The organism is Pseudomonas sp. Z3-6 (assembly GCF_051131985.1).
Taxonomy (GTDB): domain Bacteria; phylum Pseudomonadota; class Gammaproteobacteria; order Pseudomonadales; family Pseudomonadaceae; genus Aquipseudomonas; species Aquipseudomonas zanjanensis.
Window position 1 is genome coordinate 1,263,383 of the sequence record NZ_CP071644.1, and the last position, 24,029, is coordinate 1,287,411.

Genomic DNA, 24,029 nt, shown 5'->3' on the forward strand with positions numbered 1-24,029 from the left:
GGGATTTATCCAACACTTATCGAGCACGCCCATCAGGGTTTGCCCCATTTCTCCAGCGCAAACTCGACAAAACTGCGCAGCTTCGGCAAACGGTAGCGATCCTGGGCGTACATCAGGCTCATCGGCCGATGGGGCAGTTGATAATCCTGCAGCAGCGCCACCAGATCCCCTTCCTGTAGATCCTTTGCCACCAGCGCGTCGGGCAGCATCACCACACCCATGCCGGCCAACGCGGCGCGGTGCAGGCCCGAGGAGCTGTTGATCAGCATCGGCCCGGTCACCGGCACCTTGATTTCGCCTTCTGGCCCGTTGATAGGCCAGAGGTCCTGGGCGAAGCGCCATTCGTCAGCGGCAGAATAGGCAAACGACAGGCAGTCGTGCTGTTGCAGGTCATCGGGTTGTCGTGGCGTGCCTCGCCGTGCCAGATAAGCCGGGGACGCGCAGATGGTCAAGGTGTAGTCCACCAGGGGGCGGGCGATCAGCTTGGGATCGACTGGACCCAGGCGGACGGCGACGTCGAAACCGTGGTCGAGCAGGTCGAGTCGCTGGTTGGTCAAGACCACGTCGAGCTTGACCTGTGGGTAGCGCTGGCTGAATTCGGCCAGGGCTGGCGCCAGGAGCTCCGTGCCGAAGGTCAGCGGCGCGGTGATGCGCAAGGTGCCGGTGGGGTCGCCCTGGGTCTGCTCCGCCAGGCGCTCGGAGTCGGCGACCAGCCCGATGACTTCCAGGCAGCGTTGATAGTAGGTCGCGCCGAACTCGGTCAGGCGCTGGCGCCGCGTCGTACGATTGATCAGGCGCACGCCGAGGCGCTGCTCCAATGCGCGAAGGTGATTACCCACCATGGTGGTGGACATCTCGCAGGCCTGGGCCGCCGCCGTCAGGCTGCCGGCTTCCACGACTTTCACGTAAACGGTCATTGCCTGGAACAGGTCCATTATCAAGCTCAGCTTTTAAATGATTGAAGTAAAGCGATGTTTATCCATTGAGGGTGGCTAACCATACTGGAAAAAACCACCCGATGGAGTTTGATGCCATGACCGCTGCCTGCCTGATGACCACTTACCAACCCCTGGCGTTGAATTTCACCCATGGCTTGGGGACGCGCCTGTGGGACCAGGACGGCCGCGAATACCTCGATGCGGTGGCGGGCGTGGCGGTGACCAATGTCGGCCACTCCCATCCGCGGCTGGTTGCCGCCATTAGCGAGCAGGCCGGCCTGCTGTTACACACGTCCAACCTGTACAGCATCGACTGGCAGCAGCGCCTGGCGCAAAAACTCACCCGGCTGTCCGGCCTGGAGCGAGCGTTTTTCAACAACTCGGGCGCCGAGGCCAACGAAACCGCGCTGAAACTGGCGCGCCTCTATGGCTGGCACAAGGGCATCGAGCAGCCGTTGGTGGTGGTCATGGACAACGCGTTCCATGGGCGCACCTTGGGCACTATGTCCGCCAGTGACGGTCCGTCCGTGCGGCTGGGCTACAACCGCTTGCCGGGGGACTTCATCAAGGTGCCGTTCGGCGATCTCGCGGCGCTGGAACAAATCCAGCAGGTTCACGCCGAGCGCATCGTCGCGGTGCTGGTGGAGCCGATCCAGGGCGAAAGCGGCGTGCAACTCGCCCCGCCGGGTTACCTCAAGGCCTTGCGGCAGCTGTGCAGCCGGCGCGCCTGGCTGCTGATGCTCGACGAGATCCAGACCGGCATCGGTCGTACCGGCCAATGGTTTGCGTTCCAGCACGAGGGCATCGTGCCGGACGTCATGACCCTGGCCAAAGGCCTGGGCAACGGCGTGCCCATCGGTGCCTGCCTGGCGCGGGGCAAAGCCGCCGAGCTGTTTACCCCGGGCAGTCATGGCAGCACGTTCGGTGGCAATCCATTGGCTTGTCGGGTCGGCTGCACGGTGCTGGACATCATCGAGGAACAAGCCCTGGTGGCTAACGCCAGGCAGCAGGGCGAACAATTGCTGGGTCGGCTGCGGGCCGAACTGGCGGACAACCCGAACGTATTGGCGATTCGCGGCCAAGGCTTGATGATCGGCATCGAACTCAAGCAACCGGTCCGCGACCTGACCCTTCGTGCTGCCCAGGACCACGGCCTGCTGATCAATGTCACCCGGGGCCAGACCATTCGCCTGCTGCCGCCGCTGACGATCGATGGGCGCGAAGTGGAGATGATTGTCAGGGGCGTGAGCCGCTGTCTGGCGCAAGGTTGAGGATACTTCGCCCGGACGACGGATTCTTATCCGGCAGCCGGGCGAAGCGCAACGCAGCGGGACGGAATTTTTAACGGTTGTCGCGTTCCAACGCCTGCCAGAGTCGATTGCCTACACTTTGGCAACCAGACTGAAAATCCCAGGAGCATCTTCATGTTCACCTCGCGTCGCTTGATCGTTGTCGCTACTGCTGTGGCCTTGTTGTCCGGCTGTGCGTCGCCCAACCCCTATGACAACCAGGGCCAGGCCTCTACCGAATCGTCGGGCATGAGCAAAACCGCCAAGTACGGCGGCCTCGGTGCACTGGCGGGGGCGTTGGCCGGTGCGGCCATCGGTCACGATAACCGTGGCAAGGGCGCCTTGATCGGCGCGGCGGTGGTGGGGGCTTCCGCGGCCGGCTACGGCTACTACGCCGACCAGCAGGAAAAGAAACTGCGCGCCAGCATGGCCAATACCGGTGTTGAAGTGCAGCGCCAGGGCGACCAGATCAAGCTGATCATGCCGGGCAACATCACCTTCGCCACCGACTCGGCGAACATCGCGTCCAGCTTCTACCAGCCGCTGAACAACCTGGCCAACTCCCTCAAGGAGTTCAACCAGAACCAGATCGAAATCGTCGGTTACACCGACAGCACCGGCAGCCGCCAGCACAACATGGACCTGTCCCAGCGACGCGCCCAGAGCGTGGCGACCTACCTGACGTCCCAGGGCGTGAGCGGTGCCAACCTGTCGGCCCGTGGCGCCGGCCCGGACAACCCGGTGGCGAGCAACGGCGACGTCAATGGCCGCGCGCAGAACCGTCGGGTCGAGGTCAATCTCAAGGCGATTCCTGGGCAGCAGTACCAGGCGCCGCAGCAGCAGGGCCAGACTTACCAGCAGTACCCTTGATCGCTGGGCGGTAAATGAAAGGGGGACTCGGAAATGGGTCCCCCTTTTTTGCGGCTGGCGTTTGGGCTTTTGTGGCGAGGGAGCTTGCTCCCGCTGGGCTGCGAAGCAGTCCTGAGAGCATTCGCCTAGATTCTCCCGACACACCGCGTTCGCTGATTTGGGGCCTGCTGCGCCCGAAGCGTCGGACCGGTCCAGCGGGAGCAAGCTCCCTCGCCACAAAGGTGTTCACTTGAGTGATGGGTTAGGGGTTAGTTAGCCTCTTTCACCGCACTCAAGAACGCACACGTACGCTCCTGCTGCGGATTCTCGAAAATCTGCGCCGGTGTGCCCTGCTCATGAATCTGGCCCTTGTAGAAAAAACAGACCCGATCAGCGAACTCCCGCGCAAACCCCATCTGGTGGGTCACCATCAGCATCGTCAGGTTGTGTTCGGCCCCCAGCTTGCGAATCACATTCAGCACCTCGCCGCACAACTCCGGATCCAGCGCCGAAGTCACCTCGTCAAACAACATCACCTTGGGCCGCATCGCCAGCGCCCGGGCAATCGCCACCCGCTGTTGCTGGCCACCGGACAGTTGCGACGGGTAATGGTCGAGCTTGTTGCCCAGCCCCACCAGCTCCAGCAGGTCGGCGGCGCGCTCCCGGGCTTCCTTCGGGTTCATGCCCAGCACCTGCACCGGCGCCTCGATCACGTTCTGCAGCGCGGTCATGTGGGGGAACAGGTTGAAGCTCTGGAACACCATGCCGATCTTGCCGCGCACCCGGCGGATGTGCCGGTCGTTGGCCGGCACCAGTACGCCGTTGCGGTTGGGCATGTGGGTCAGCGAGTCGTCCTCGACGCGGATCTGGCCCTGGTCGATGCCTTCCAGGGTCATCAACACCCGCAGCAGCGTGGACTTGCCCGAGCCGCTGGGGCCGATGATCGCGACTTTTTCACCGGGCGCGACATCCAGGTTCAGATGGTCGAGTACCGTGAAGCTGCCATAGCTTTTGGTCACGTCCTGGAAACTCACAATCGGCCGGGACGGTGTCGGAATTTGCATGGCCGGGGCCTCCTGCTGTGACGCCAGCGTGCTGCGCCGGGACAAATCGGTGGGCGTGGACAGGGGTAAAGTCATTAGCGTAGCTCCATGCGCGTTTCAAGGCGCCGTACCAGATAAGCCAAGGCGAGGCTCAGGGCGAGGAAGAACAGGCCGACCAGGGTGATGGGTTCCAGGTAACGGAAATGCTCGGAACCGATGTTCTTGGCCTGCTGCATGATTTCCACCACGGTGATCGCCGACAGCACCGGCGTGTCCTTGAGCATCGCCACCAGGTAGTTGCCCAGGGGCGGCACGATCGGTCGCAGCGCCTGGGGCAGGATGATGTTGCGGTAGGCGTCGTACGGCGCGATGTTCAACGCCGTCACCGCTTCCCACTGCGCCCGTGGCACCGCGTCGAGGCCACTGCGATAGACCTCGGCGATGTAGCAGGCATAGTGCAGGCCGATGCCGAGGATGCCGACTTGCATGGCCGTCAGGCTCAAGCCGTAGTTGGGCAGCACGTAGTAGAGGAAATACACCTGGATCAGCAGCGGCGTGCTGCGGATGAACTCGATCACCGCCGTGGCCGGCCACGACAGCCAGAACTTGCGACTGCGCCGGCCAATCGCCAGGAACAGCCCCAGCACAATCGCGATCAGGAAACCGATCAGGGTAATGCCCACGGTGTTGAGGGAGGCGCGCAGCAGGTCCGGGAGGATCAGTGCGGCGTAGGACCAGTCGAACAGCGTCATGACAGACCTCCACGCATCCGGCCCCGGCTCAGCCGTCGCTCGACGTTGCGCATGCCGAAGTTGATGGCTTGGGCGAGAATGAAGTACAGCACCAGCGCCAAGCTGAAGACCTCCAGGGTCTGGAACGTCGCCTGATCCAACTGGCGCGCCCGGAAGCTCAGGTCGGACAAGGTGATCAGCGACACCAGCGAGGTGTTCTTCAGCAACTCGATCAACAAGTTGGTGCCCGGTGGAATCGCCGCCAGCAACGCCTGGGGCAAGATGATTCGCTTGAAGCGGGTGAAGCCGCTGAAATTCAACGCCGTGCAGGCTTCGTATTGGCCCTTGGCGACCGAGCTGATGGCGCCGCGCATCACTTCGGCCCCGTAGGCGCCGATGTGCAGGCCCAGACCGACGATCGCCACGGCGTAAGGGCTCAGTTCGATGTTGAAGGGCGGCAGTGGCAGCACGAAGAACAGCCAGAACAATTGCACCAGCAACGAAGTGCCACGAAACACTTCGATGTAGGTGATGGAAAACCAGCGCAACGCGCGCCACGGCGACAGCCGTCCGAGGGCCGCGAGGACCGCCGCGACAATTGCCAGCAGCGAGCCGAAGAACGTTACCTGGAGCGTAACCCAGGCCCCTTGAATCAATAACGGAAGTAATTCGCCCATGGTTCAACCCGATATCCGATGAAGCAGGGAACAGGCATCACGCTCTGCGCGTCATGCCCGTTTCGGCGTGCCATTAGGGCTGAGCGCAAAGCTCGGCCACGGTCTTGCTGGTGACGTTGGATTTGTCGAAACCGAATGGCGCGACGGCCTTGAGGTGTTCCTCCGAACCCAGCCACTTCTTCAGCTCGGCATTGACCGCGTCGCGCAGGTCTTTGTCCTCGGGTCGGAAGGCCAGCGCGCCGTAGCCGATGTGGGACGGGTCGTCCTTGAATTCGGTCATCGCCTCTACTTTATCGCCACCCTTGCTGGCCAGGCCCTTCATGGTCAGTTGGGTGCCGACGGCCGCGTCGGCGCGACCGGCGCGCACGGCTTGCAACTGCGCGGTGGTGTCGGGGACCTGGAGGATCTGATCGTCCTTGACCCCGGAGTCGCGGGCATAGGCCAGGTTCACCGTGCCGGCCATGATGGCCAGCTTCACGTCCGGTTGCTTGGCGATGTCTTCATAGCTGTGGAGTTTTTTCGGGTTGCCCTTGGCCACGAGCAAGGCGTCGGGCAATTGATACTGCGGATCGGTGAACAACACTTGCTTGCAGCGCGCCGGGGTGATGTACATGCCGGCGGCAATCACATCGAAGCGACCTGCGCGCAGGCCAGGGATTAGCGAGCCCCATTCGGTGAGCACGCCATTGACCTGCTTGATGCCCATCCTGGCGAAAATGATCTTGGCGATCTCCGGCGACTCACCGGTGACGGTGCCGTCGGTTTCGGTGAAGGCGAATGGGGTTTCGTTGGCGTAGCCGATCCGGATGCTGCTGTTGCTTTTGACGGTATCCAAGGTGGCCGCTTGAACGCTGCCGGCCAGGCCCAGTGCGGCACAAGTCAACAAGAGTCGGCGCAAGGGTGTGAAAGTGCTGGGAAGAAAATTGCTCATCGATAAAATCTCCTGTTTCTTGTGGATCCGTCAGCGGACGGTTCTGTGTTAGGAGGCAGTGTGACAAGAGCAAAGCGTACAGCGGCGGATCCGGGCGGGGCCTGGAAGCGGTAACGGCGCCGGTACAGGTCGATCCGGCTTTTTATCGGGGCAATGAACCCGCCTGGAGGACGACCTTGGACCGAGCATACAAAAGCCCCGACGCGGATTGTATTGCACTAGGACAATTGCTTTGCCGCCATGGCCGCGCAATGCTGTGCGCCCCCGTTCTCACGCCGGTTGCAGCCGTTATGGATAAGTGGAAATCAGCCTTGGACCTCGCCCGCAGCGGTGAATCCAAATACAAGATCCTGGTGCAGGCCATCGCCGACGATATCGAACAGGGCGCCTTGGCCAACGACCAGCGCCTGCCGCCGCAGCGGCAGGTGGCCGACGCCATGGGCATCAGCGTGCAGACCGTCACCAATGCTTACAAGGAGCTTGAACGCCAAGGGCTGGTCCGTTGCGAAGTAGGGCGCGGCAGTTTTGTTTCGCGGCGCATGAGCGACCGGGTCGCCACCTACATACTCGACAGCCCCGAGCGGGCGCTGGTGGATTTTTCCATCACTCGCATCCTCCACACTCGCGAGCACGACCAGGCCTGGCGGGATACCTGCGCGGCGCTGAGCACTGAAGAGGACCAGCCGTGGATTCACGCGTTTCGGCCCATCGCCGGTTTCGAGTCCCATCGCGAAGCGGCGGCGCAGTGGATTGGCCGGCAAGGGCTGAAAGTCGACCGTAACGATGTGCTGATCACCAACGGCGCGGCCCATGGGATCTTCCTGGCGCTCGCTTCCCTGGCGGGCCCCGACGATGTGGTGCTCTGCGAAGGCTTGACCGACCACGGCGTGATCGGCAATTCCCAGGTGTTGGGCTTCACCCTCAAGGGCCTGGAGATGGATCGCCATGGCATCGATCCCGAACATTTCGAAGACATGTGCAGCAACGAGCGCATCACGGCGCTGGTGTGCACACCGAACCTGAACAACCCCACCACCAGCCTGATGCCCGACGCCCGGCGCCGGGAAATCGCCGAGATCGCCCGGCGCTTCGGTGTGCACATTATCGAGGATGATGTATACGGTCCGCTGCTGGACGAACGCCGCGCGCCGCCCATCAGTCACTATCTGCCGGAGTTGTCGTTCTACTGCACGAGCATGACCAAGTCGGTGCTCACGGGGTTGCGCATCGGTTACCTGGTGGTGCCCAAGCGCCTGGCACTGCGCACCGAGAGCATTTTGCGGGTGAACAGCTGGATGGCCACGCCGATGGTCTCGGAGATCGCCGCACGCTGGATCCGCGACGGGCGCGCCGATTCGTTGCTGCATCTGCAAAGGCGCCTGTTGGCCGGACGCCAGGCGATGGTCAGCGAGTACATGGGCGAACATGTATTGGCCCAGCATCCCCATGCCTTGAACGCCTGGATCGGCATCCCGCCCCACTGGGAAGTGGACAGCCTGGTGCGGGCGCTGCGCCACAAGCACATCGCCGTCACTTCCCCCGACCCGTTCACCGTACGCGGCACTCCCCGGCCGCGCGCGGTGCGAGTGTGTGTCGGCGCCGAATGCAGCGATGAAGAAATGCGCCATGCGCTGATCGGCATGCGCGAGATCTTCAACCAGTATCCGCAGATTCATGATTTCTAAACGCCGAATGTGTGAGCGACTCATCCCTTTTTGTGGGAGCGGGCTTGCTCGCGAAAGCGGTCTGCCCGTCACATCAATGCTGGATGTGCCGCCGCCTTCGCGAGCAAGCCCGCTCCCACAGGGGATTTGCGGCGGTCGCTGGATTTGTGTTTGCCCCCCCAAAAATGTGGGAGCGAGCTTGCTCGCGAAGGCGGTGTGACAGCCAGCAGGGAGGTTAACTGTGAGGGCCTCATCGCGAGCAAGCTCGCTCCCACAGGGGATTTGTGGCGGGGGCAAGTAATCGATTTAAATTGCCCTAGTACATTCATCACCACAATCCAGCCCTCTTAGACTGCGCCCAACACATCTGCTCGGGACGCAGTCATGACAGGGTTGCAGCTTCAGGACATTTACCTCGCCCGCCAGCGCATTGAGTCGCAGGTCAGGCGCACGCCCATGGAGCATTCCCCGAGCCTGTCGCGACGGATCGGCGTGCCCGTATACCTCAAGCTGGAAGCCCTGCAAATCACCGGCAGCTTCAAGCTGCGCGGGGCGAGCAATGCCGTCGCGCAACTCAGTTCCGAGCAGAAGGCCCAGGGCGTGGTCACCGCGTCGACCGGTAATCATGGCCGGGCGCTCGCCCACGCGGCCTCGCAGCAGGGCGTCCGGGCGATTGTCTGCCTGTCGAACCTGGTACCGGCCAACAAGGTGCAGGCGATTCGCGATTTGGGCGCCGAGGTGTGCATCGTCGGCCAGTCCCAGGACGATGCCCAGCGCGAAGCCGAGCGCATCGCCCGAGAGCAGGGGGCAACGTTTTTACCGCCCTTCGATCACCCAGCGATCATCGCCGGCCAGGGCACCCTCGGCCTGGAGATCCTCGAACAGCAGCCGGACGTGGCCCAGGTCCTGGTGCCGTTATCCGGCGGCGGCCTGTTCGCCGGGGTTGCCCTGGCCCTCAAAGGTGCCAACCCCGCGATCCAGGTCCACGGCATCAGCATGGCCCGTGGTGCGGCGATGCACGCCAGCCTCGCCGCCGGACAACCGGTGGACATCGAAGAGTTGCCGACCCTGGCCGACTCCCTCGGGGGCGGCATCGGCCTGGACAACCGCTACACCTTCGCCATGACCCGGCAACTGCGTGATGACCTGCATCTGCTCTCGGAAGCCTCCATCGCCAATGCCATCCGCCACGCCTATCACCACGAACGCCTGGTGCTCGAAGGCGCCGCCGTGGTGGGCATCGCGGCGCTGCTCGACGGCCTGGTCGAGCCGCGCGGCCCCATCGTCCTGGTGGTCAGCGGGCGCAACGTCGACATCGAACAACATGCCCGCGTGATCGCTGGTGCCAATGCCTGATAACCGTTAACGGAGCCCTGTCATGAGTGACGTCACCCTATTGAGCGAAGCCGACCTGCGCAGTTGCGTGGCCCTCGACCTGGCCAGCATCGACGCTGTCGAGCAGGCCTTCGTGCTCCTGGCCACCGCCGCCGTGGCGATGCCGCCGATCCTGCGATTGGACATTCCCGAGCACAACGGCGAAGTGGATGTGAAGACCGCTTACCTGCCGGGCCTGGAACGCTTCGCCATCAAGGTCAGCCCGGGTTTTTTCGATAACCCCAAGCTCGGCCTGCCCAGCCTCAACGGCATGATGATGCTGCTCTCGGCGCGCACCGGCTTGCTGGAAGCGTTGTTGCTGGACAACGGTTACCTCACCGCCGTGCGCACCGCAGCGGCCGGGGCAGTGGCGGCGCGTTGCCTGTCTCGCGAGGAAAGCCGCAGCGTCGCGCTGATCGGTGCCGGCGAGCAGGCGGCGTTGCAGCTTCAGGCACTGCGCCTGGTGCGGCCCATCGACGAGGTGCGGGTCTGGGCGCGCGATGCGCAAAAGGCCAAGGCGTTCAGTCAGGAACTGACGCGTGACACCGGGCTTGCCGTCACGCCATGCGTTTCCATCGACGATGCCCTGGAAGGCGTGGACATCGCCATCACCTGCACCCCCAGTCGCGAGCCGCTGATCGAAGCCCGCCATTTGCACCCTGGCTTGCACATCACGGCGATGGGGTCGGACGCGGAGCACAAGAACGAAATTTCCCCGCAAGCCCTGGCGGCCATCGATTGCTATGTCGCCGATCGCCTGAGCCAGACCCGCGTACTCGGCGAACTGCACCACGCCCTGGCGGCCGGCACCGTACACGATGACCTGGCGCTTCTGGAGTTGGGACGAGTATTGGCAGGGCAACGGCAGGGGCGCTCCGATGCGGCGCAAGTGACGCTTTGCGACCTGACCGGCACCGGCGCCCAGGACACCGCCATCGCCAACCTGGCGTTCGAGCGGGCGAGGGCGGCGGGCAAGGGCTTTGCGTTCGGTCGCTAGATCATTTTCTTCATGAGTTATTGAACAGAGGGCAGGTGGATGTCAGAGATCGTCGTCAATCTTCCGTTTAAACGGGAGGAATACGCCCAGCGCCTGGCGAAGGTTCGCGCGGCCATGCAGGCCCAGGGCCTGGAGCTGCTGCTGGTCACCGATCCGTCGAACATGGCTTGGCTCACCGGCTATGACGGTTGGTCGTTCTATGTGCACCAGTGCGTGCTGCTGGCGCTGGAGGGCGAGCCCGTGTGGTTCGGTCGCGGCCAGGATGCCAACGGTGCCAAGCGCACGGTGTTCATGCAGGCCGACAACATCGTCGGCTACCCGGACATCTACGTGCAGTCCCGCGAGCGCCATCCCATGGACTACCTGTCCCGGGAGGTGATCATCGCCCGTGGCTGGGGCGCGCTGAGCATTGGCGTGGAGATGGACAACTATTACTTCAGCGCCGCCGCGTACCTGTCGCTGCAAAAGCACTTGCCCGAGGCGACGCTGGTAGACGCGGTGGGCCTGGTGAACTGGCAGCGGGCCGTGAAGTCGCCCCAGGAAATCGCCTACATGCGCATCGCCGCGCGCATCGTCGAGAACATGCACAGCCGGATCCTCGAACGCATCGAACCGGGCATGCGCAAGAACGAACTGGTGGCCGAGATCTACAGCAGCGGCATCCTCGGTGCCGATGGCCATGGCGGCGACTACCCGGCCATCGTGCCGCTGTTGCCCACCGGGGCCGATGCCAGCGCGCCGCACCTGACCTGGGACGATTCGCCGTTCGAACAAGGCGCCGGCACGTTCTTTGAAATCGCCGGTTGCTACAAGCGTTACCACTGCCCGCTGTCGCGGACGATTTACCTGGGCAAGCCGCCCCGACATTTCCTCGACGGCGAAAAAGCCGTGGTCGAGGGCATCGCCGCCGGCCTGGACGCGGCCAAGCCGGGCAACACCACCGGCGACATTGCCGTGGCGTTTTTCAAGGTGCTGGAGAAGTTCGGCATCCACAAGGACAGCCGTTGCGGCTACCCCATCGGCATCAGTTATCCGCCGGATTGGGGCGAGCGCACCATGAGCCTGCGCCCTGGCGACAACAGCGTGTTGCAACCGGGCATGACCTTCCACTTCATGCCGGGGCTGTGGATGGACGATTGGGGCCTGGAAATCACCGAGAGCATTTTGATCACCGAGACCGGCGTCGAGACGCTGTGCAACGTGCCTCGTCAATTGTTTGTGAAGGATTGAGCCATGCCCGACTTGCCCAACAATCCCATCAGCGCCACGATCGACTTCAGCCGCGAGGGCGTGCAGCACGGCTTTCTCAAACTGCCGTATTCGCGGGACGATTCGGCCTGGGGCGCGGTGATGATCCCCATCACCGTGATCCAGCGCGGTAGCGGCCCGACGGCGCTGCTCAGCGGTGGCAACCACGGTGATGAATACGAAGGCCCGGTGGCCTTGAGCAAACTGGCCCAGCAGTTGACCGCCGAGGACGTCAGCGGGCGAGTGATCATCGTGCCGTTCATGAATACCCCGGCGTTCCATGCCGGGCGCCGCACTTCACCCATCGACAAGGGCAACCTGAACCGCAGTTTTCCCGGCCGGCCGGACGGCACCGTCACCGAGAAAATCGCCGACTATTTCAATCGCACGTTGTTGCCGTTGGCGGACATTGTCCTGGACATTCACTCCGGTGGTCGGACCCTGGATTTCCTGCCGTTCGCCGCCTGCCACGTCTTGCCGGACAAACAGCAACAGGCCCGCTGCGAGGCCGGAATGCTGGCGTTCAACGCGCCGTATTGCATGCGCATGTTGGAGCTGGACGCCGGGGCGATGTACGACACGGCGGCCGAATCCCAGGGCAAGGTGTTTGTCACTACCGAACTGGGCGGCGGCGGTTCATCAACCGCCCGCAGCGTGGCGATTGCCGAGCGCGGGGTGCGCAACCTGCTGATCCACGCCGGCATCCTGCGGGGCACGATCGAGCTGCAGCCGTCGCTGGTGCTCGACATGCCGGACGCCAGTTGTTTCATCGCCAGCGAGCACAACGGCTTGCTGGAAATGTGCCGTGATCTTGGTGAAAACGTCATCCAGGGTGAGGTGGTGGCGCGTATCCATGACACCACCCGCAGCGGCGTCGCCCCGGTCGAATACCGCGCCGCCCGCAGCGGCCTGCTGGTGGCCCGGCACTTTCCCGGGTTGGTGCAGTGTGGCGATACGTTGGTAGTGATTGCGGATGTGTTGGCTTGATAGCAGCCAGCCACAAATTTCCTGTGTACATATAAAAACTGTGGGAGCGAGCCTGCTCGCGATGGCGGTATAACAGATGATAGAGGTGCTGAATGTAATGGCCTCATCGCGAGCAGGCTCGCTCCCACAGGGATTTACGGTGATTGCAGGTTGGTGATTCGCCACAGATAAATGTGGGAGCGGGCTTGCTCGCGAACGCGGTGTGACATGCAATGGATATGTTGAGTTTGATGGCCTCTTCGCGAGCAAGCCCGCTCCCACAAAGGCCTGCGTTGAGTCTGAGTTTTTAACCACCCGGAGCCCGGCCCCATGCACAAACTCGATCGCTACGACCTCAAGATCCTGCAGATCCTCGCCGAGGATGGGCGCATCACCAAGTCGAGCCTGGCCGAGGCCATCAACCTGTCGGTGACGCCGGCCTGGGAGCGGGTGCGCAAGCTGGAAGCGGCGGGCTTGATCATCGGTTACCGGGCGCAGATCGATTGGGGCGCGGTGTTCAAGCGCCAGCAGGTGCTGGTGGAGATCACTCTGGCCCGGCACACCGCCCAGGATATGCGTCGTTTCGAGCAACGCATGATCGCCGCGCCGGAAGTGGCATTCTGTTACGCCACCGGTGGCGGTGTGGATTACCTGGCGATGATCCAGGCACCGGACGTTGATGCCTACCAGCGTTTCGTCGATCAACTGCTGCTCGAAGACCTCGGCATCGAACGCTACTTCACCTACATCGTCACCAAGACCATCAAGACTGCCGGTGCCTTGCCGGCGGAGTTGGCGTCCTCTTCCTGAGCACCGCAGAAAACACTGTCCAGCAGGTCGTTTCCAGAAAAAAGCCAAGGTCTGACCACGCGCAAACACCCGAAAGCCCAAGCGCCGCTGCCCTAGCATGGATTCACGCACACGCTCTGGAGTGAACGTCATGCCTTACCAACATCCGCTGCTGTTCAAAGCGCTTTGCTACATCGATGGCCATTGGGTCCACAGCGACAGTGGCCAAAGCATCGCGGTGCACAACCCTGCCACCCGCACGGTTATCGGCCATGTGCCGATGCTCGATCAGCCACAGATCGTCGCGGCGGTGGACGCGGCGCATCGCGCCTTCCCGGCGTGGCGCGAGCAGAGCCTGGAGACGCGCGGCGCGATCCTGCGGCGCTGGGCAGCGTTGATCACCGAACACAGCGATGACCTCGCACACATCCTCAGCCTGGAGCAGGGCAAACCGTTGGCCGAGTCCCGTGGCGAAATCGTCTATGCCGCCAGCTTCATCCCTTGGTTCGCCGAGGAAGCCCGGCGCCTTTACGGCCAGAACATCCCCAGCCATATCCCGAATGCGCACCTGGGCACCATCAAGGAGCCGGTGGGCGTCTGCGCGCTGCTCACGCCGTGGAATTTCCCTTCGGCGATGATTACCCGCAAGGCCGCCGCGGCCCTGGCTGCCGGCTGCACGGTGGTGATCAAGCCCGCCCACGAAACGCCGTACTCAGCGTTGGCCCTGGCGCAATTGGCCGAGGAAGCGGGCTTTCCCGCCGGGGTCTTCAACGTAGTCTTGGGCGAGCCGCAAATGGCCATGGAAACCCTGGTCAAGGACCGTCGTGTACGCTCGGTGAGTTTCACTGGCTCGACCCGGGTCGGCAAGCTGGTGCTGCAAGCGGCGGCCCATGACGTGAAGAAAGTCGCGCTGGAACTGGGCGGCAACGCGCCGTTCATTGTCTGCGCCGATGCCGACCTGACGCTGGCGGTGAAAGTCGCTGTGGAAGCGAAGTTCCAGACCTCGGGCCAGGATTGCTGCGCGGCCAACCGAATCATGGTGCAACGCCCGGTGTACCCAGCGTTCCTCAGTCGTTTCGCCGCAGCGGTGCGTGCCTTGCGCGTCGGGCCGGCCATGGTCGGTCAACAGGAACAGGACGTGGATGTCGGGCCGTTGATGCACCAGGCGGCGTTCGATGCGACCGCTGATCGTGTCGCCGATGCCCTGGCGCTAGGCGCTCAGCGCCTGGTGGGGGGCGAGGCCCACGCCTTGGGCGGGTTGTTCTATCAACCGACTGTGCTGGCCGATGTCACGCCGCAGATGCGCATCTACCGTGAAGAAAACTTCGCGCCCATTGCCGGGGTGATGCCGTTCGACACCCTGGACGAAGCCATCGAAATGGCCAACGACACCGAATACGGACTGGCGGCCTATATTTGTTCGAACCGCCTGGACGTCATCTATCCGCTGATTCGCCGTCTCGACCACGCCATGGTCGCGGTCAACGGCGTCAAGTTCACCGGCCACCCGATCCCCTTCGGTGGCATGAAAGCCTCCGGCCTTGGTCGTGAGGGTGGCAGCGAGGGCTTCGAGCCCTTTGTCGAAACCAAATATTTTTGCCTGCACCATCAAGGCCAGTTCCCAGGAGAGTCCGCATGAGCCAAGAATTCAACACGCTGTTCGAACAAGACCGTGCGCATTTCATGCACCCCTCGACCCACGCCCATGACCACGCCAGCGGCGCGCTCAAGGGCCGGATCATCAAGAGCGCGTCGGGCGTTCGCATTCGCGACCATGAGGGCCGTGAGTTCATCGACGCCTTTGCCGGGCTCTACTGCGTGAACATCGGCTACGGCCGCACGGAGGTGGCTGACGCCATCTATAAGCAGGCCAAGGAACTGGCCTACTACCACACCTACGTCGGCCACTCGAGCGAGGCGATCATCGAACTGTCCCGTCGCATCATGGACTGGGCGCCGGAAGGGATGAAGAAGGTTTACTACGGATTGTCCGGCTCCGATGCCAACGAGACCCAAGTCAAGTTGGTGCGCTACTACAACAACGTGCTGGGCCGGCCGCTGAAGAAAAAGATCATCTCGCGGGACCGTGGCTACCATGGTTCGGGCATCATGACCGGCAGCCTGACGGGGCTGGCGACCTTCCACCAGCATTTCGACCTGCCGGTGGAAGGGGTCAAGCACACCGTGTGCCCGCACTGGTATCGCAAGGCCCCGGTGGGCATGGACGAAGCGGCATTCGTGCGCTATTGCGCCGATGAGCTGGAGAAAATGATTCTTGCCGAAGGCCCGGACACCGTGGCGGCGTTCATCGGTGAACCGCTGATGGGCACTGGCGGCATCATTGTCCCGCCCGCCGGTTACTGGGATGCGATCCAGGCCGTGTTGAAGAAGTACGACGTGCTGTTGATTGCCGACGAGGTGGTCTGCGCGTTTGGTCGCCTGGGGTCGAAGATGGGTAGCCAGCGCTACGGCATGAAGCCGGACCTGATCACCACCGCCAAGGGGCTGACCAGCGCCTATGCGCCATTGTCGGCGGTGATCATCGGCGAAAAGGTCTGGAGCGTGATTGAAAAGGCCTCCCAGGCCGAAGGCGCCATGGGCCATGGCTGGACCTATTCCGGGCATCCGATCTGCGCAGCGGCGGCGTTGGCCAACCTCGACATCCTCGAACGGGAAAACCTCACGGCCAATGCCGAGGATGTTGGCGGCTACTTGAACTGTCGGTTGCGTGAAACGCTGGAAGGTCATCCGCTGGTGGGGGAGGTTCGCGGCGACGGCATGCTGGCCGCCGTGGAGTTCATGGCCGACCGCGAACAGCGCACGGCGTTCGACCCGGCACTCAAAGTCGGCCCGAAGGTCTCGGCTGCCTGCCTGGAGCGCGGCATGATCGCCCGCGCCATGCCCCACGGCGACATCCTGGGCTTCGCCCCACCGCTGATCCTGACCCGGGAGGATGCGGACCTGATCGTCGACATCACCAAAGGGGCTATCGACCAGGTGGCAGAAGAGGTGTTGGCTTAACTGAGATGCCTCAGTACACCGATCCCTGTGGCGAGGGAGCTTGCTCCCGCTGGGCCGCGAAGCGGCCCCAAAACCAGGCAACTCGGTGTGCCAGGAAAATCGAGTTCGCTGCTATAGGGCTGCTCCGCAGCCCAGCGGGAGCAAGCTCCCTCGCCACGGGAGATCAAATTGAAATAGGGAATTGGAACCAATAAAAGCCCGCCTGATCATGGGATCGGGCGGGCTTTTGGGTGTCGCTTGGAAATTACTTCTTCAAACCGTAATGCTCATCGAGCATGCCGGGCGAATTCGGGGCCTTTGGCGCGTAGTCCCGTGGCGGTTCCTGGATCCCTTTGGGTGGGGTCAGGCGTTCCCGTGGCGTCTGTGCCGTATCGGCTTGCAGGGCAGCCAGCAGGCGCTGGCGAGTCTGCTCGTCCAGGGCCAGGCGATTGGCACCCTCGGACAAATGATCCTGGACTTCCTGGTAGCTCTGGGTGAGTTTTTTCACCAGAGAGGCGGTGCTGTTGAAGTGGGTGACCACTTCATTCTGATAACTGTCGAAACGTTCCTGGATGTCGTCCAGCTGACGTTGGGTGCTGTTGGGCACCGCGTTGGGCAGCAGGCGGGCAAGCAGGAATCCAATGGCGACACCGGCAACCAGGGCAAGAGTCGGCAACAACCAAACTAAGAGCGAGTGTTCCACGAGTCCTTCCTCTATAAACGGCTTTGCTTTACGTTAACGGCTCGGACCTGCGCTGTATACCGCGAAGAACATCGCAATCATGCCAGGCACAGACTTTTAGCTAGACGAGTCGACCCCATTCGGGGTCACGGAGTTCTTTCCCTTGCTTATGCGCGAAACCCCTGTAGTCATCGATGGCCCCGTGGGCCAACTGGAAGCCTTGTACCTGGACAACGAGGCCCCCCGTGGCCTGGCGCTGATCTGCCACCCGAACCCGGTGCAGGGCGGGACCATGCTCAACAAAGTGGTCTCGACCCTGCAACGCACCGCCCGGGACGCCGGGCTGGTTACGTTGCGTTTCAATTATCGTGGCGTGGGCGCCAGTGCCGGCACTTTTGACATGGGCACTGGTGAAGTGGACGACGCCCAGGCGGTCGCCCACTGGCTGCGGGAAAAATACCCGCAATTGCCCCTGACCCTGTTCGGCTTTTCCTTCGGCGGATTCGTCGCCGCCAGCCTGGGCGGGCGCCTGGAAGCCCAGGGACAACCGGTCAAGCACTTGTTCATGGTGGCCCCGGCGGTGATGCGCCTGGATGAGCAGTCGCCTTTGCCGACCGGTGGCGAATTGACCGTGATCCAGCCGGAAACCGACGAAGTGGTCGATCCGCAGCTGGTTTACGCATGGTCCGACACGCTCCAACGTCCCCATGAGCTGCTGAAAGTGGCAGAATGCGGACACTTTTTTCATGGCAAGCTGACTGATCTCAAGGATCTGATCCTGCCGCGCCTCTCGAATTGACAGCAGTCTGACAAGCGATAACCCATGACGACGCGTACCCGTATCCTGACCGGCATCACCACCACCGGCACCCCACACCTGGGCAACTATGCCGGCGCCATCCGTCCGGCGATCCTCGCCAGCCGCGACAGCAACGCCGATTCGTTCTACTTCCTGGCCGACTACCACGCCCTGATCAAGTGCGATGACCCGCTGCGTATCCAGCGTTCGCGCCTGGAAATCGCCGCTACCTGGCTGGCCGGCGGCCTGGACGTGGACCGCGTGACGTTCTATCGCCAGTCCGACATTCCCGAGATCCCGGAGCTGACCTGGCTGCTGACCTGCGTCGCCGCCAAGGGCCTGCTCAACCGCGCCCACGCCTACAAGGCCTCGGTGGACAAGAACGTCGAGGCCGGCGAAGACCCGGACGCCGGCGTCACCATGGGCCTCTACAGCTACCCGATCCTCATGGCCGCCGACATCCTGATGTTCAACGCCCACAAGGTGCCGGTCGGTCGCGACCAGATCCAGCACGTGGAGATGGCCCGGGACATCGGCCAGCGCTTCAATCATCTGTTCGGCCAGGGCAAGGAATTCTTCACCATGCCCGAGGCGCTGATCGAAGAAAGCGTCGCCACATTGCCGGGCCTCGATGGCCGCAAGATGTCCAAGAGCTACGACAACACCATTCCGTTGTTCAGCAGCGCCAAGGACATGAAGGACGCGATCTCGCGAATCGTCACCGACTCCCGCGCCCCGGGCGAAGCCAAGGACCCGGACAATTCGCACCTGTTCACCCTGTTCCAGGCTTTCGCCACTGCCGAGCAGTCCGCCGAGTTCCGCAGCGAACTGTTGCAGGGCCTGGGTTGGGGCGAAGCGAAGAACCGCCTGTTCCAGTTGCTCGACAGCGAGCTGGGTGAGGCCCGCGAGCGTTATCACCAGTTCATCGAACGTCCATCGGACCTCGAAGACATCCTGCAACTGGGCGCGAGCAAGGCCCGGGCCGTGGCAACGCCGTTCCTCAATGAACTGCGCGAGGCCGTTGGCTTGCGGTCCTTCGTCAGCCAGGTCCAGGTGGCCACCCAGACCAAAAAGAAAGCGGCCAAGGCGGCACGTTTCGTCAGCTTCCGCGAGGAGGACGGCAGTTTCCGTTTCCGCCTGCTTTCCGCCGAGGGTGAGCAACTGTTGCTCTCGAACAATTTTGCCGACGGCAAGACCGCAGGGCAGGTGACCAAGCAATTGCAGGCCGGCCAACCCCTGGACGTACGCAGCGACGAGCTGAGTTTCAGCGTCTGGCTCGAAGGCGAATGCGTGGCGAATAGCGCAGCGTTCACCGACAGTGCCGCCCGGGACGCGGCCATTGATGCCTTGCGCATTGCCCTGACGCCTGCCCAGGACTGATCCGGCACGTCACCCGACCATCGGCCCGAATAAGGGCCGATTGCCATTCTTCTGGGCCATCGCTACAGTGACGGCCCGTTTTTGTTGCCTTGCTAACGAATATGACGCCCCTAGAACGATATCAAGCTGATCTGAAACGCCCGGAGTTCTTCCACGACGCAGCCCAGGAAACGGCGGTGCGGCATTTGCAGCGCCTGTACGACGACCTGGTCGCGGCCTCGAACAACAAGCCGGGCCTGTTGGGCAAACTGTTCGGCAAAAAAGACCAGGCGCCCGTCAAGGGCCTGTACTTCTGGGGCGGCGTTGGCCGTGGCAAGACCTACCTGGTGGATACCTTCTTCGAAGCGCTGCCGTTCAAGGAAAAGACACGCACGCACTTCCACCGCTTCATGAAGCGCGTGCACGAGGAAATGAAGACCCTGGGTGGCGAAAAGAACCCGCTGACCATCATCGCCAAGCGTTTTTCCGACGAGACCCGGGTGATCTGCTTCGATGAGTTCTTCGTTTCCGACATCACCGACGCGATGATCCTCGGCACCTTGATGGAAGAGCTGTTCAAGAACGGCGTGACCCTGGTCGCCACCTCGAACATCGTGCCGGACGGCCTGTACAAGGACGGTCTGCAACGAGCGCGTTTCCTGCCGGCCATCGCGCTGATCAAGGAACACACCGAAATCGTCAACGTCGACAGCGGCGTCGACTACCGCCTGCGCCACCTCGAACAAGCGGAGCTGTTCCACTTCCCGTTGGATGCGGCCGCCGAAGAAAGCCTGCGCAAGAGCTTCCGCGCCCTGACACCGGAATGCACCCAAGCGGTCGAAAACGACGAGCTGATCATCGAAAATCGCAAGATCCGCGCCATTCGCACCTGCGACGACGTCGCCTGGTTCGACTTCCGCGAACTGTGCGATGGCCCACGCAGCCAGAACGATTACATCGAACTGGGCAAGATCTTCCACGCTGTGTTGCTCAGCGGCGTCGAGCAGATGAGCGTCACCACCGACGACATCGCCCGTCGCTTCATCAACATGGTCGACGAGTTCTACGACCGTAACGTGAAGCTGATCATTTCGGCTGAAGTCGAACTCAAGGACCTCTACACCGGCGGTCGCCTGACCTTCGAATTCCAGCGGACCCTGAGTCGCTTGCTGGAGATGCAGTCCCACGAATTCCTGGCGCGGGCGCATAAGCCTTAGAAAATTCGGAACACCAAAAAAAGGCCTGCGATTGCAGGCCTTTTTATTTATTGATTCCCCACCGGACCCTGTGGGAGCTTGCTCGCGATAGCGTCCTGCCAGCCAACGTCCATGCTGCTGAACCACCGCCATCGCGAGCAAGCTCGCTCCCACAGTGGATCGGTGCCAGCCTCCGAGCTAACGCCGCAATGAATCGGTAAATTCTCAAAGCTACTAAAACCGGATGTCCTCTTTCAGATAACGAGCCAAATCATCCTGTCGCTGGCAGCCAATCAGCAGCCACAGGAGAATCCTGGCTTTGCGTGGGCAGAAAAAGCCAGCCATCGATGCGCCTCTGCGAATCAAATCCATCTCGCCACCCTTGAACCCGTAAGTTGAACGAGCCGTGGATCCTGAGCCGCAGCGAGTTGCAATAATGACCGGGATTCTTTTGGCAATGAGATCAACCAACGCTGTCCAGCTTTCAGAAAGATGTCCTGCACCGAAACCAGCGATCACTAACCCGTCGTAGCCCAGCGTGACAATGTTTTCCAACAACTGGGTGTCGGCAGACAGTGACGCTTGTAGCAAGGCAACTTTCTGTGTCGTTTGCTTCGGTAACGGCAAAACGTTGCGTCGCAGCGTGGGATGAGAGTAGTGAACGCTGCTTTCCAATAACAGACCGTTTGGGCCCACAATGGGCGACGAAAAAGCCTGCATTGCCATCGCATCGGTTTTGCGAACAGCCTGCGCCGAATGAATCTGCCCGTTCATGACCACTTGGACGCCACGCTGCCGGCTGCTCCTGGCCAGGCCAACCCGGCAGGCGTCCAACAGATTTCCCGGCCCATCGGCGCCTGCCTGGGTTGCCGAGCGCATTGCTCCCGTCAGAACCAATGGTTCGTCGTGGTCCCACAGCAGGTCGAAAAAAACCGCAGTTTCTTCCAACGTATCCGTACCTTGTGTGATGACAATACCCACCGCACCTTGCTCGATCTGATCGTTCGCCCAGCAGAGAACGCTCAATAAAAACTCGAAATCCAATGAAGCGCTGGGCAACATCCCCAGTGTTTCAACAGTAATGCGTGCCAGCTTCTTCAGTTCCGGCACCGAAGCCAGCAGGGTTGCGCCACTGATGGTCGGGACCACTCCTTCTCCTGCAGCCCGGGCCTGCATGCTTACGGTGCCGCCGAGTGACGCGATGGCCAGTTTGGGCAAGTCCATGTGGATCACCTCGCTTTTTAATAGGAATTGGCTGTACGCGCCTCAGGGGCGGCAATACAGCCATGGGATGGAAGGCTCAGCTGATCATCAGAAATCCGATAAACGGAACGACTAGCAGGGTGCTGATGGCCATGGACAGGACATTGGCGATGTAGGCATGCATGTCAGCGGGTAACCGTTTGGCAATTGCGCACGCCAGCGGCGGCGCAATCAATGCGCCCAGCAAAGCGCTTGAAGCAATGACCAGCCAACTGCCGCCGTAGGTCAAAACCGCCGCCGGTACGACGGATACCAACGGTATGTAGGTGGGGTACCACCCGCGTAGTATCCATTGTCGACGCCAGATGATCACGCCCAGAGCCGAGGTCAATGCTTGGGCACCGATCAGTTGAAGGAGCAAGCCCGAGCCGTAGGCAGGGCTCATAGGGTTCAAGCTATAAGCCAGTAATGCACCCACTATCAGCCCGAGGCTGGCCCACTCATTGCCGAAAAACGGCGCCTCCGAAAAGTCCGCCAAGACCCGGCGTAAGCTCCAGACGACACCGTAGTCAGGTTTCTTCGTGAGGGTGAGGGCTGGTTGTGGTTCTGATTCCGATGACTCTGCTTGAGCCTGCGACTGCATAAGGCTTGGCACGTAGCGACAGAGCAGGAAGGCAATGACGCTGGCGACAGCCATTCCCGAGACATTGCCAATCACGACGGGCAAGCCGAGCGGATTGCAGGCGTAGTTGACGATCAATAGACATGCAGGGGTAACCAGCAGGGCACCCATGATTGCGCCATTTATCGCGATCTTCCAGCCGCCGCCAAACATCAGCACCATCGCCGCTGGCAATGAAACGAAAGCCGCAAATGTGGGCTGCCAAGTCGTGGCTGTCACTGTCCAGCCCCACAAAAGGTTACTCAGCAAGAGCCCCAGCAATGAGCTGGTGACCAGCCACGGCCACAGGCCGCTGCCATAGCAGATGGAAAAACCTTGCCAGGCTTTTCCGGTCCAATTGGCCCGGTACGCCAGGTAGGCCCCGGCTAGTAATCCAATAGAGGCGAACTCATGTTTGTAAAAGGCAACCTCGCTGATATCGCCCAATACCCAGCGTAACCAGGCAGTGGGCTGTGGCAGGTTCGATACCATGTGGCTGTAGTCTGGCCAATGGGCAGGCCAGGAAGCGCTGTGGGTGAATGAAAGCCAGATGACCAGCATTATCGTGCCGAGCATCAGCAAAACGATGGCAACGTCCAGTAGTGATCTTGCAGTCTGCTGGGGTTGTTCGAGCTTTTCGCTTGCAGTTTCCATCGGGTCGCTCTCTTATCAACGTGGCAGACAAGGGTGCTGGGTATAACCGAGCATCTGATCGTATAGGTCAGATCGACGATCGCGGTGTAGATCATTCAAGTCGTTCCAGATGGCCGCGCTACGGGAGCTGGTCAGGTCGATATCGGCAAACAGGACTTCTTGCTGGTCAGCGGAAGCTACCGCGCCAATCGGCCAACCGTTGGTGCCCGCGATTAGCGAACAGCCTAGGTAGCGAGCACCTCGCTCTTCCCCTATGCGACTTGCCGCTGCGATAAATACATTGTTCACGTGAGCGGCTGTCATCGTCAGGTAGGACGCCATGCATTTGCCGGCATCATCAAACAGAGGCGGTGGCGTCCAGACCCAATTGTTCAAGCTGCATATGATGTCTGCGCCTTGCTGGCTGAGAATTCGCGGCACTTCCGGAAACCAGATGTCCCAACAGATCAACAACCCGATGCGACCTATAGCTGTTTCAAACACTGGAAAGCCCAAATCACCTGGCGTGAACCAGAGTTTTTCCAGATTCCACAGATGTGCCTTTCGGTATTTGCCGATGAAGCCGTCAGGCCCCACCAAGACGCCAGTGTTGAAGAGCCGCATGCCTTCGCGCTCCGTCAAACCGGCTACCAGGTAGATCTGGTGCTGGCGGGCGAAGTCCATCCAGGCCTGCACGCTTTGCCCGTCGGGGATCGACTCGGCGTGTTCAAACGCATCCTGTCGGTTGTGGAAGAAATAGCCAGTATTCGATAGTTCGGGCAGGACGATGAGATTGGCACCGCCGTCGACCGCTTTCTGCGCCAGTGCAAGGCTGCGATGCAGATTGGTTTCTCGATTGGTGATGCCTACCTGTGGGTCGAATTGCACGACGGCGACACGAACAGGGCTGGTTGGCTCGCTCATTGGGGTAACCTCTTTTTATTGTTATTCACGCTGTGTAGTGGCGTGTATATGAGAGGCTAAACAGGCAGGGGTGTAA

22 protein-coding genes are annotated in these 24,029 nt (G+C 61.7%); 13 read left to right on the forward strand and 9 right to left on the reverse strand.

Translation table 11 applies throughout. From position 1 onward, the window contains the following. Positions 1–32: 32 nt before the first annotated feature. Positions 33–935 (reverse strand): LysR family transcriptional regulator, encoded by a 903-nt coding sequence (locus J3P88_RS05785; RefSeq protein ID WP_434574400.1) that lies wholly within the window; start codon positions 933–935, stop codon positions 33–35. Between the two features lie 98 nt (positions 936–1,033). Between J3P88_RS05785 and J3P88_RS05790 the strand changes: the two genes are divergently transcribed. Then, a complete protein-coding gene (locus J3P88_RS05790) occupies positions 1,034–2,209 on the forward strand; it encodes an aspartate aminotransferase family protein (protein WP_434574401.1) in 1,176 nt (391 codons plus the stop codon). Between the two features lie 153 nt (positions 2,210–2,362). After that, a complete protein-coding gene (locus J3P88_RS05795; protein WP_434574402.1) occupies positions 2,363–3,097 on the forward strand; it encodes an OmpA family protein in 735 nt (244 codons plus the stop codon). A gap of 248 nt (positions 3,098–3,345) precedes the next feature. Here the strand turns inward: J3P88_RS05795 and ehuA are convergent, their stop codons facing one another. The 4 genes from ehuA to ehuB all read right to left on the reverse strand — a co-directional run bounded on the left by ehuA (position 3,346) and on the right by ehuB (position 6,458). Next, entirely contained in the window at positions 3,346–4,215 is an 870-nt protein-coding gene (gene ehuA, locus J3P88_RS05800) for an ectoine/hydroxyectoine ABC transporter ATP-binding protein EhuA (RefSeq protein ID WP_408003292.1), read from the reverse strand. Then, positions 4,215–4,871 carry an ectoine/hydroxyectoine ABC transporter permease subunit EhuD gene (gene ehuD, locus J3P88_RS05805; protein ID WP_250965161.1) on the reverse strand — a complete coding sequence of 219 codons (657 nt, stop codon included), beginning with the start codon at positions 4,869–4,871 and terminating at the stop codon, positions 4,215–4,217. Before ehuD ends, ehuA begins: the two co-directional genes overlap by 1 nt. Further along, positions 4,868–5,527: an ectoine/hydroxyectoine ABC transporter permease subunit EhuC gene (gene ehuC / locus J3P88_RS05810; protein WP_434574403.1), complete on the reverse strand. Its 660-nt coding sequence runs from the start codon at positions 5,525–5,527 to the stop codon at positions 4,868–4,870. Before ehuC ends, ehuD begins: the two co-directional genes overlap by 4 nt. Positions 5,528–5,600: 73 nt before the next feature. Next, positions 5,601–6,458, reverse strand: a complete 858-nt coding sequence (ehuB, locus tag J3P88_RS05815; RefSeq protein ID WP_434574404.1) for an ectoine/hydroxyectoine ABC transporter substrate-binding protein EhuB — start codon at positions 6,456–6,458, stop codon at positions 5,601–5,603. 290 nt (positions 6,459–6,748) lie between these two features. Between ehuB and J3P88_RS05820 the strand changes: the two genes are divergently transcribed. From J3P88_RS05820 to J3P88_RS05855, 8 genes are all read left to right on the forward strand, one after another. After that, the gene (locus J3P88_RS05820; RefSeq protein WP_434574405.1) at positions 6,749–8,143 is read left to right on the forward strand and encodes a PLP-dependent aminotransferase family protein; all 1,395 of its coding nucleotides are present in this window, start codon (positions 6,749–6,751) and stop codon (positions 8,141–8,143) included. A gap of 363 nt (positions 8,144–8,506) precedes the next feature. Further along, positions 8,507–9,478, forward strand: a complete 972-nt coding sequence (gene eutB, locus J3P88_RS05825) for a hydroxyectoine utilization dehydratase EutB (protein ID WP_186729570.1) — start codon at positions 8,507–8,509, stop codon at positions 9,476–9,478. Positions 9,479–9,500: 22 nt separating this feature from the next. Next, positions 9,501–10,493 (forward strand): cyclodeaminase, encoded by a 993-nt coding sequence (locus J3P88_RS05830; protein WP_434574406.1) that lies wholly within the window; start codon positions 9,501–9,503, stop codon positions 10,491–10,493. Positions 10,494–10,532: 39 nt separating this feature from the next. Then, positions 10,533–11,723 (forward strand): ectoine hydrolase DoeA, encoded by a 1,191-nt coding sequence (gene doeA, locus J3P88_RS05835; protein WP_434574407.1) that lies wholly within the window; start codon positions 10,533–10,535, stop codon positions 11,721–11,723. 3 nt (positions 11,724–11,726) lie between these two features. Beyond that, positions 11,727–12,728, forward strand: a complete 1,002-nt coding sequence (gene doeB, locus J3P88_RS05840; RefSeq protein WP_434574408.1) for a N(2)-acetyl-L-2,4-diaminobutanoate deacetylase DoeB — start codon at positions 11,727–11,729, stop codon at positions 12,726–12,728. 309 nt (positions 12,729–13,037) lie between these two features. After that, positions 13,038–13,517 (forward strand): Lrp/AsnC family transcriptional regulator, encoded by a 480-nt coding sequence (locus J3P88_RS05845; protein WP_434574409.1) that lies wholly within the window; start codon positions 13,038–13,040, stop codon positions 13,515–13,517. A gap of 130 nt (positions 13,518–13,647) precedes the next feature. After that, complete coding sequence (locus tag J3P88_RS05850) at positions 13,648–15,135, forward strand: NAD-dependent succinate-semialdehyde dehydrogenase (protein WP_434574410.1); 1,488 nt, start codon at positions 13,648–13,650, stop codon at positions 15,133–15,135. Beyond that, a complete protein-coding gene (locus tag J3P88_RS05855) occupies positions 15,132–16,517 on the forward strand; it encodes an aspartate aminotransferase family protein (RefSeq protein ID WP_434574411.1) in 1,386 nt (461 codons plus the stop codon). The genes J3P88_RS05850 and J3P88_RS05855 overlap by 4 nt, the downstream gene beginning before the upstream one ends. 244 nt (positions 16,518–16,761) lie before the next feature. Here the strand turns inward: J3P88_RS05855 and J3P88_RS05860 are convergent, their stop codons facing one another. Next, positions 16,762–17,199: a YhcB family protein gene (locus J3P88_RS05860; RefSeq protein ID WP_434574412.1), complete on the reverse strand. Its 438-nt coding sequence runs from the start codon at positions 17,197–17,199 to the stop codon at positions 16,762–16,764. A gap of 148 nt (positions 17,200–17,347) precedes the next feature. On the opposite strand from J3P88_RS05860, the gene J3P88_RS05865 reads away from it, so the two are divergent. From J3P88_RS05865 to zapE, 3 genes are all read left to right on the forward strand, one after another. Then, on the forward strand, positions 17,348–17,977 hold the full coding sequence (locus tag J3P88_RS05865; protein WP_434576359.1) for an alpha/beta hydrolase: 630 nt from the start codon (positions 17,348–17,350) through the stop codon (positions 17,975–17,977). A 24-nt stretch (positions 17,978–18,001) separates the two neighbouring features. Next, a complete protein-coding gene (locus J3P88_RS05870) occupies positions 18,002–19,357 on the forward strand; it encodes a tryptophan--tRNA ligase (RefSeq protein ID WP_434574413.1) in 1,356 nt (451 codons plus the stop codon). A gap of 101 nt (positions 19,358–19,458) precedes the next feature. Further along, on the forward strand, positions 19,459–20,553 hold the full coding sequence (gene zapE / locus J3P88_RS05875) for a cell division protein ZapE (protein WP_186705116.1): 1,095 nt from the start codon (positions 19,459–19,461) through the stop codon (positions 20,551–20,553). Positions 20,554–20,766: 213 nt separating this feature from the next. Here zapE and J3P88_RS05880 read toward each other — a convergent pair whose 3' ends face one another. The 3 genes from J3P88_RS05880 to J3P88_RS05890 form a co-directional block, all read right to left on the reverse strand. Then, complete coding sequence (locus tag J3P88_RS05880; RefSeq protein WP_434574414.1) at positions 20,767–21,756, reverse strand: asparaginase; 990 nt, start codon at positions 21,754–21,756, stop codon at positions 20,767–20,769. A gap of 76 nt (positions 21,757–21,832) precedes the next feature. Then, on the reverse strand, positions 21,833–23,050 hold the full coding sequence (locus J3P88_RS05885) for a hypothetical protein (RefSeq protein ID WP_434574415.1): 1,218 nt from the start codon (positions 23,048–23,050) through the stop codon (positions 21,833–21,835). A 15-nt stretch (positions 23,051–23,065) separates the two neighbouring features. Further along, positions 23,066–23,953 (reverse strand): nitrilase family protein, encoded by an 888-nt coding sequence (locus J3P88_RS05890; RefSeq protein ID WP_434574416.1) that lies wholly within the window; start codon positions 23,951–23,953, stop codon positions 23,066–23,068. Positions 23,954–24,029 lie beyond the last annotated feature (76 nt).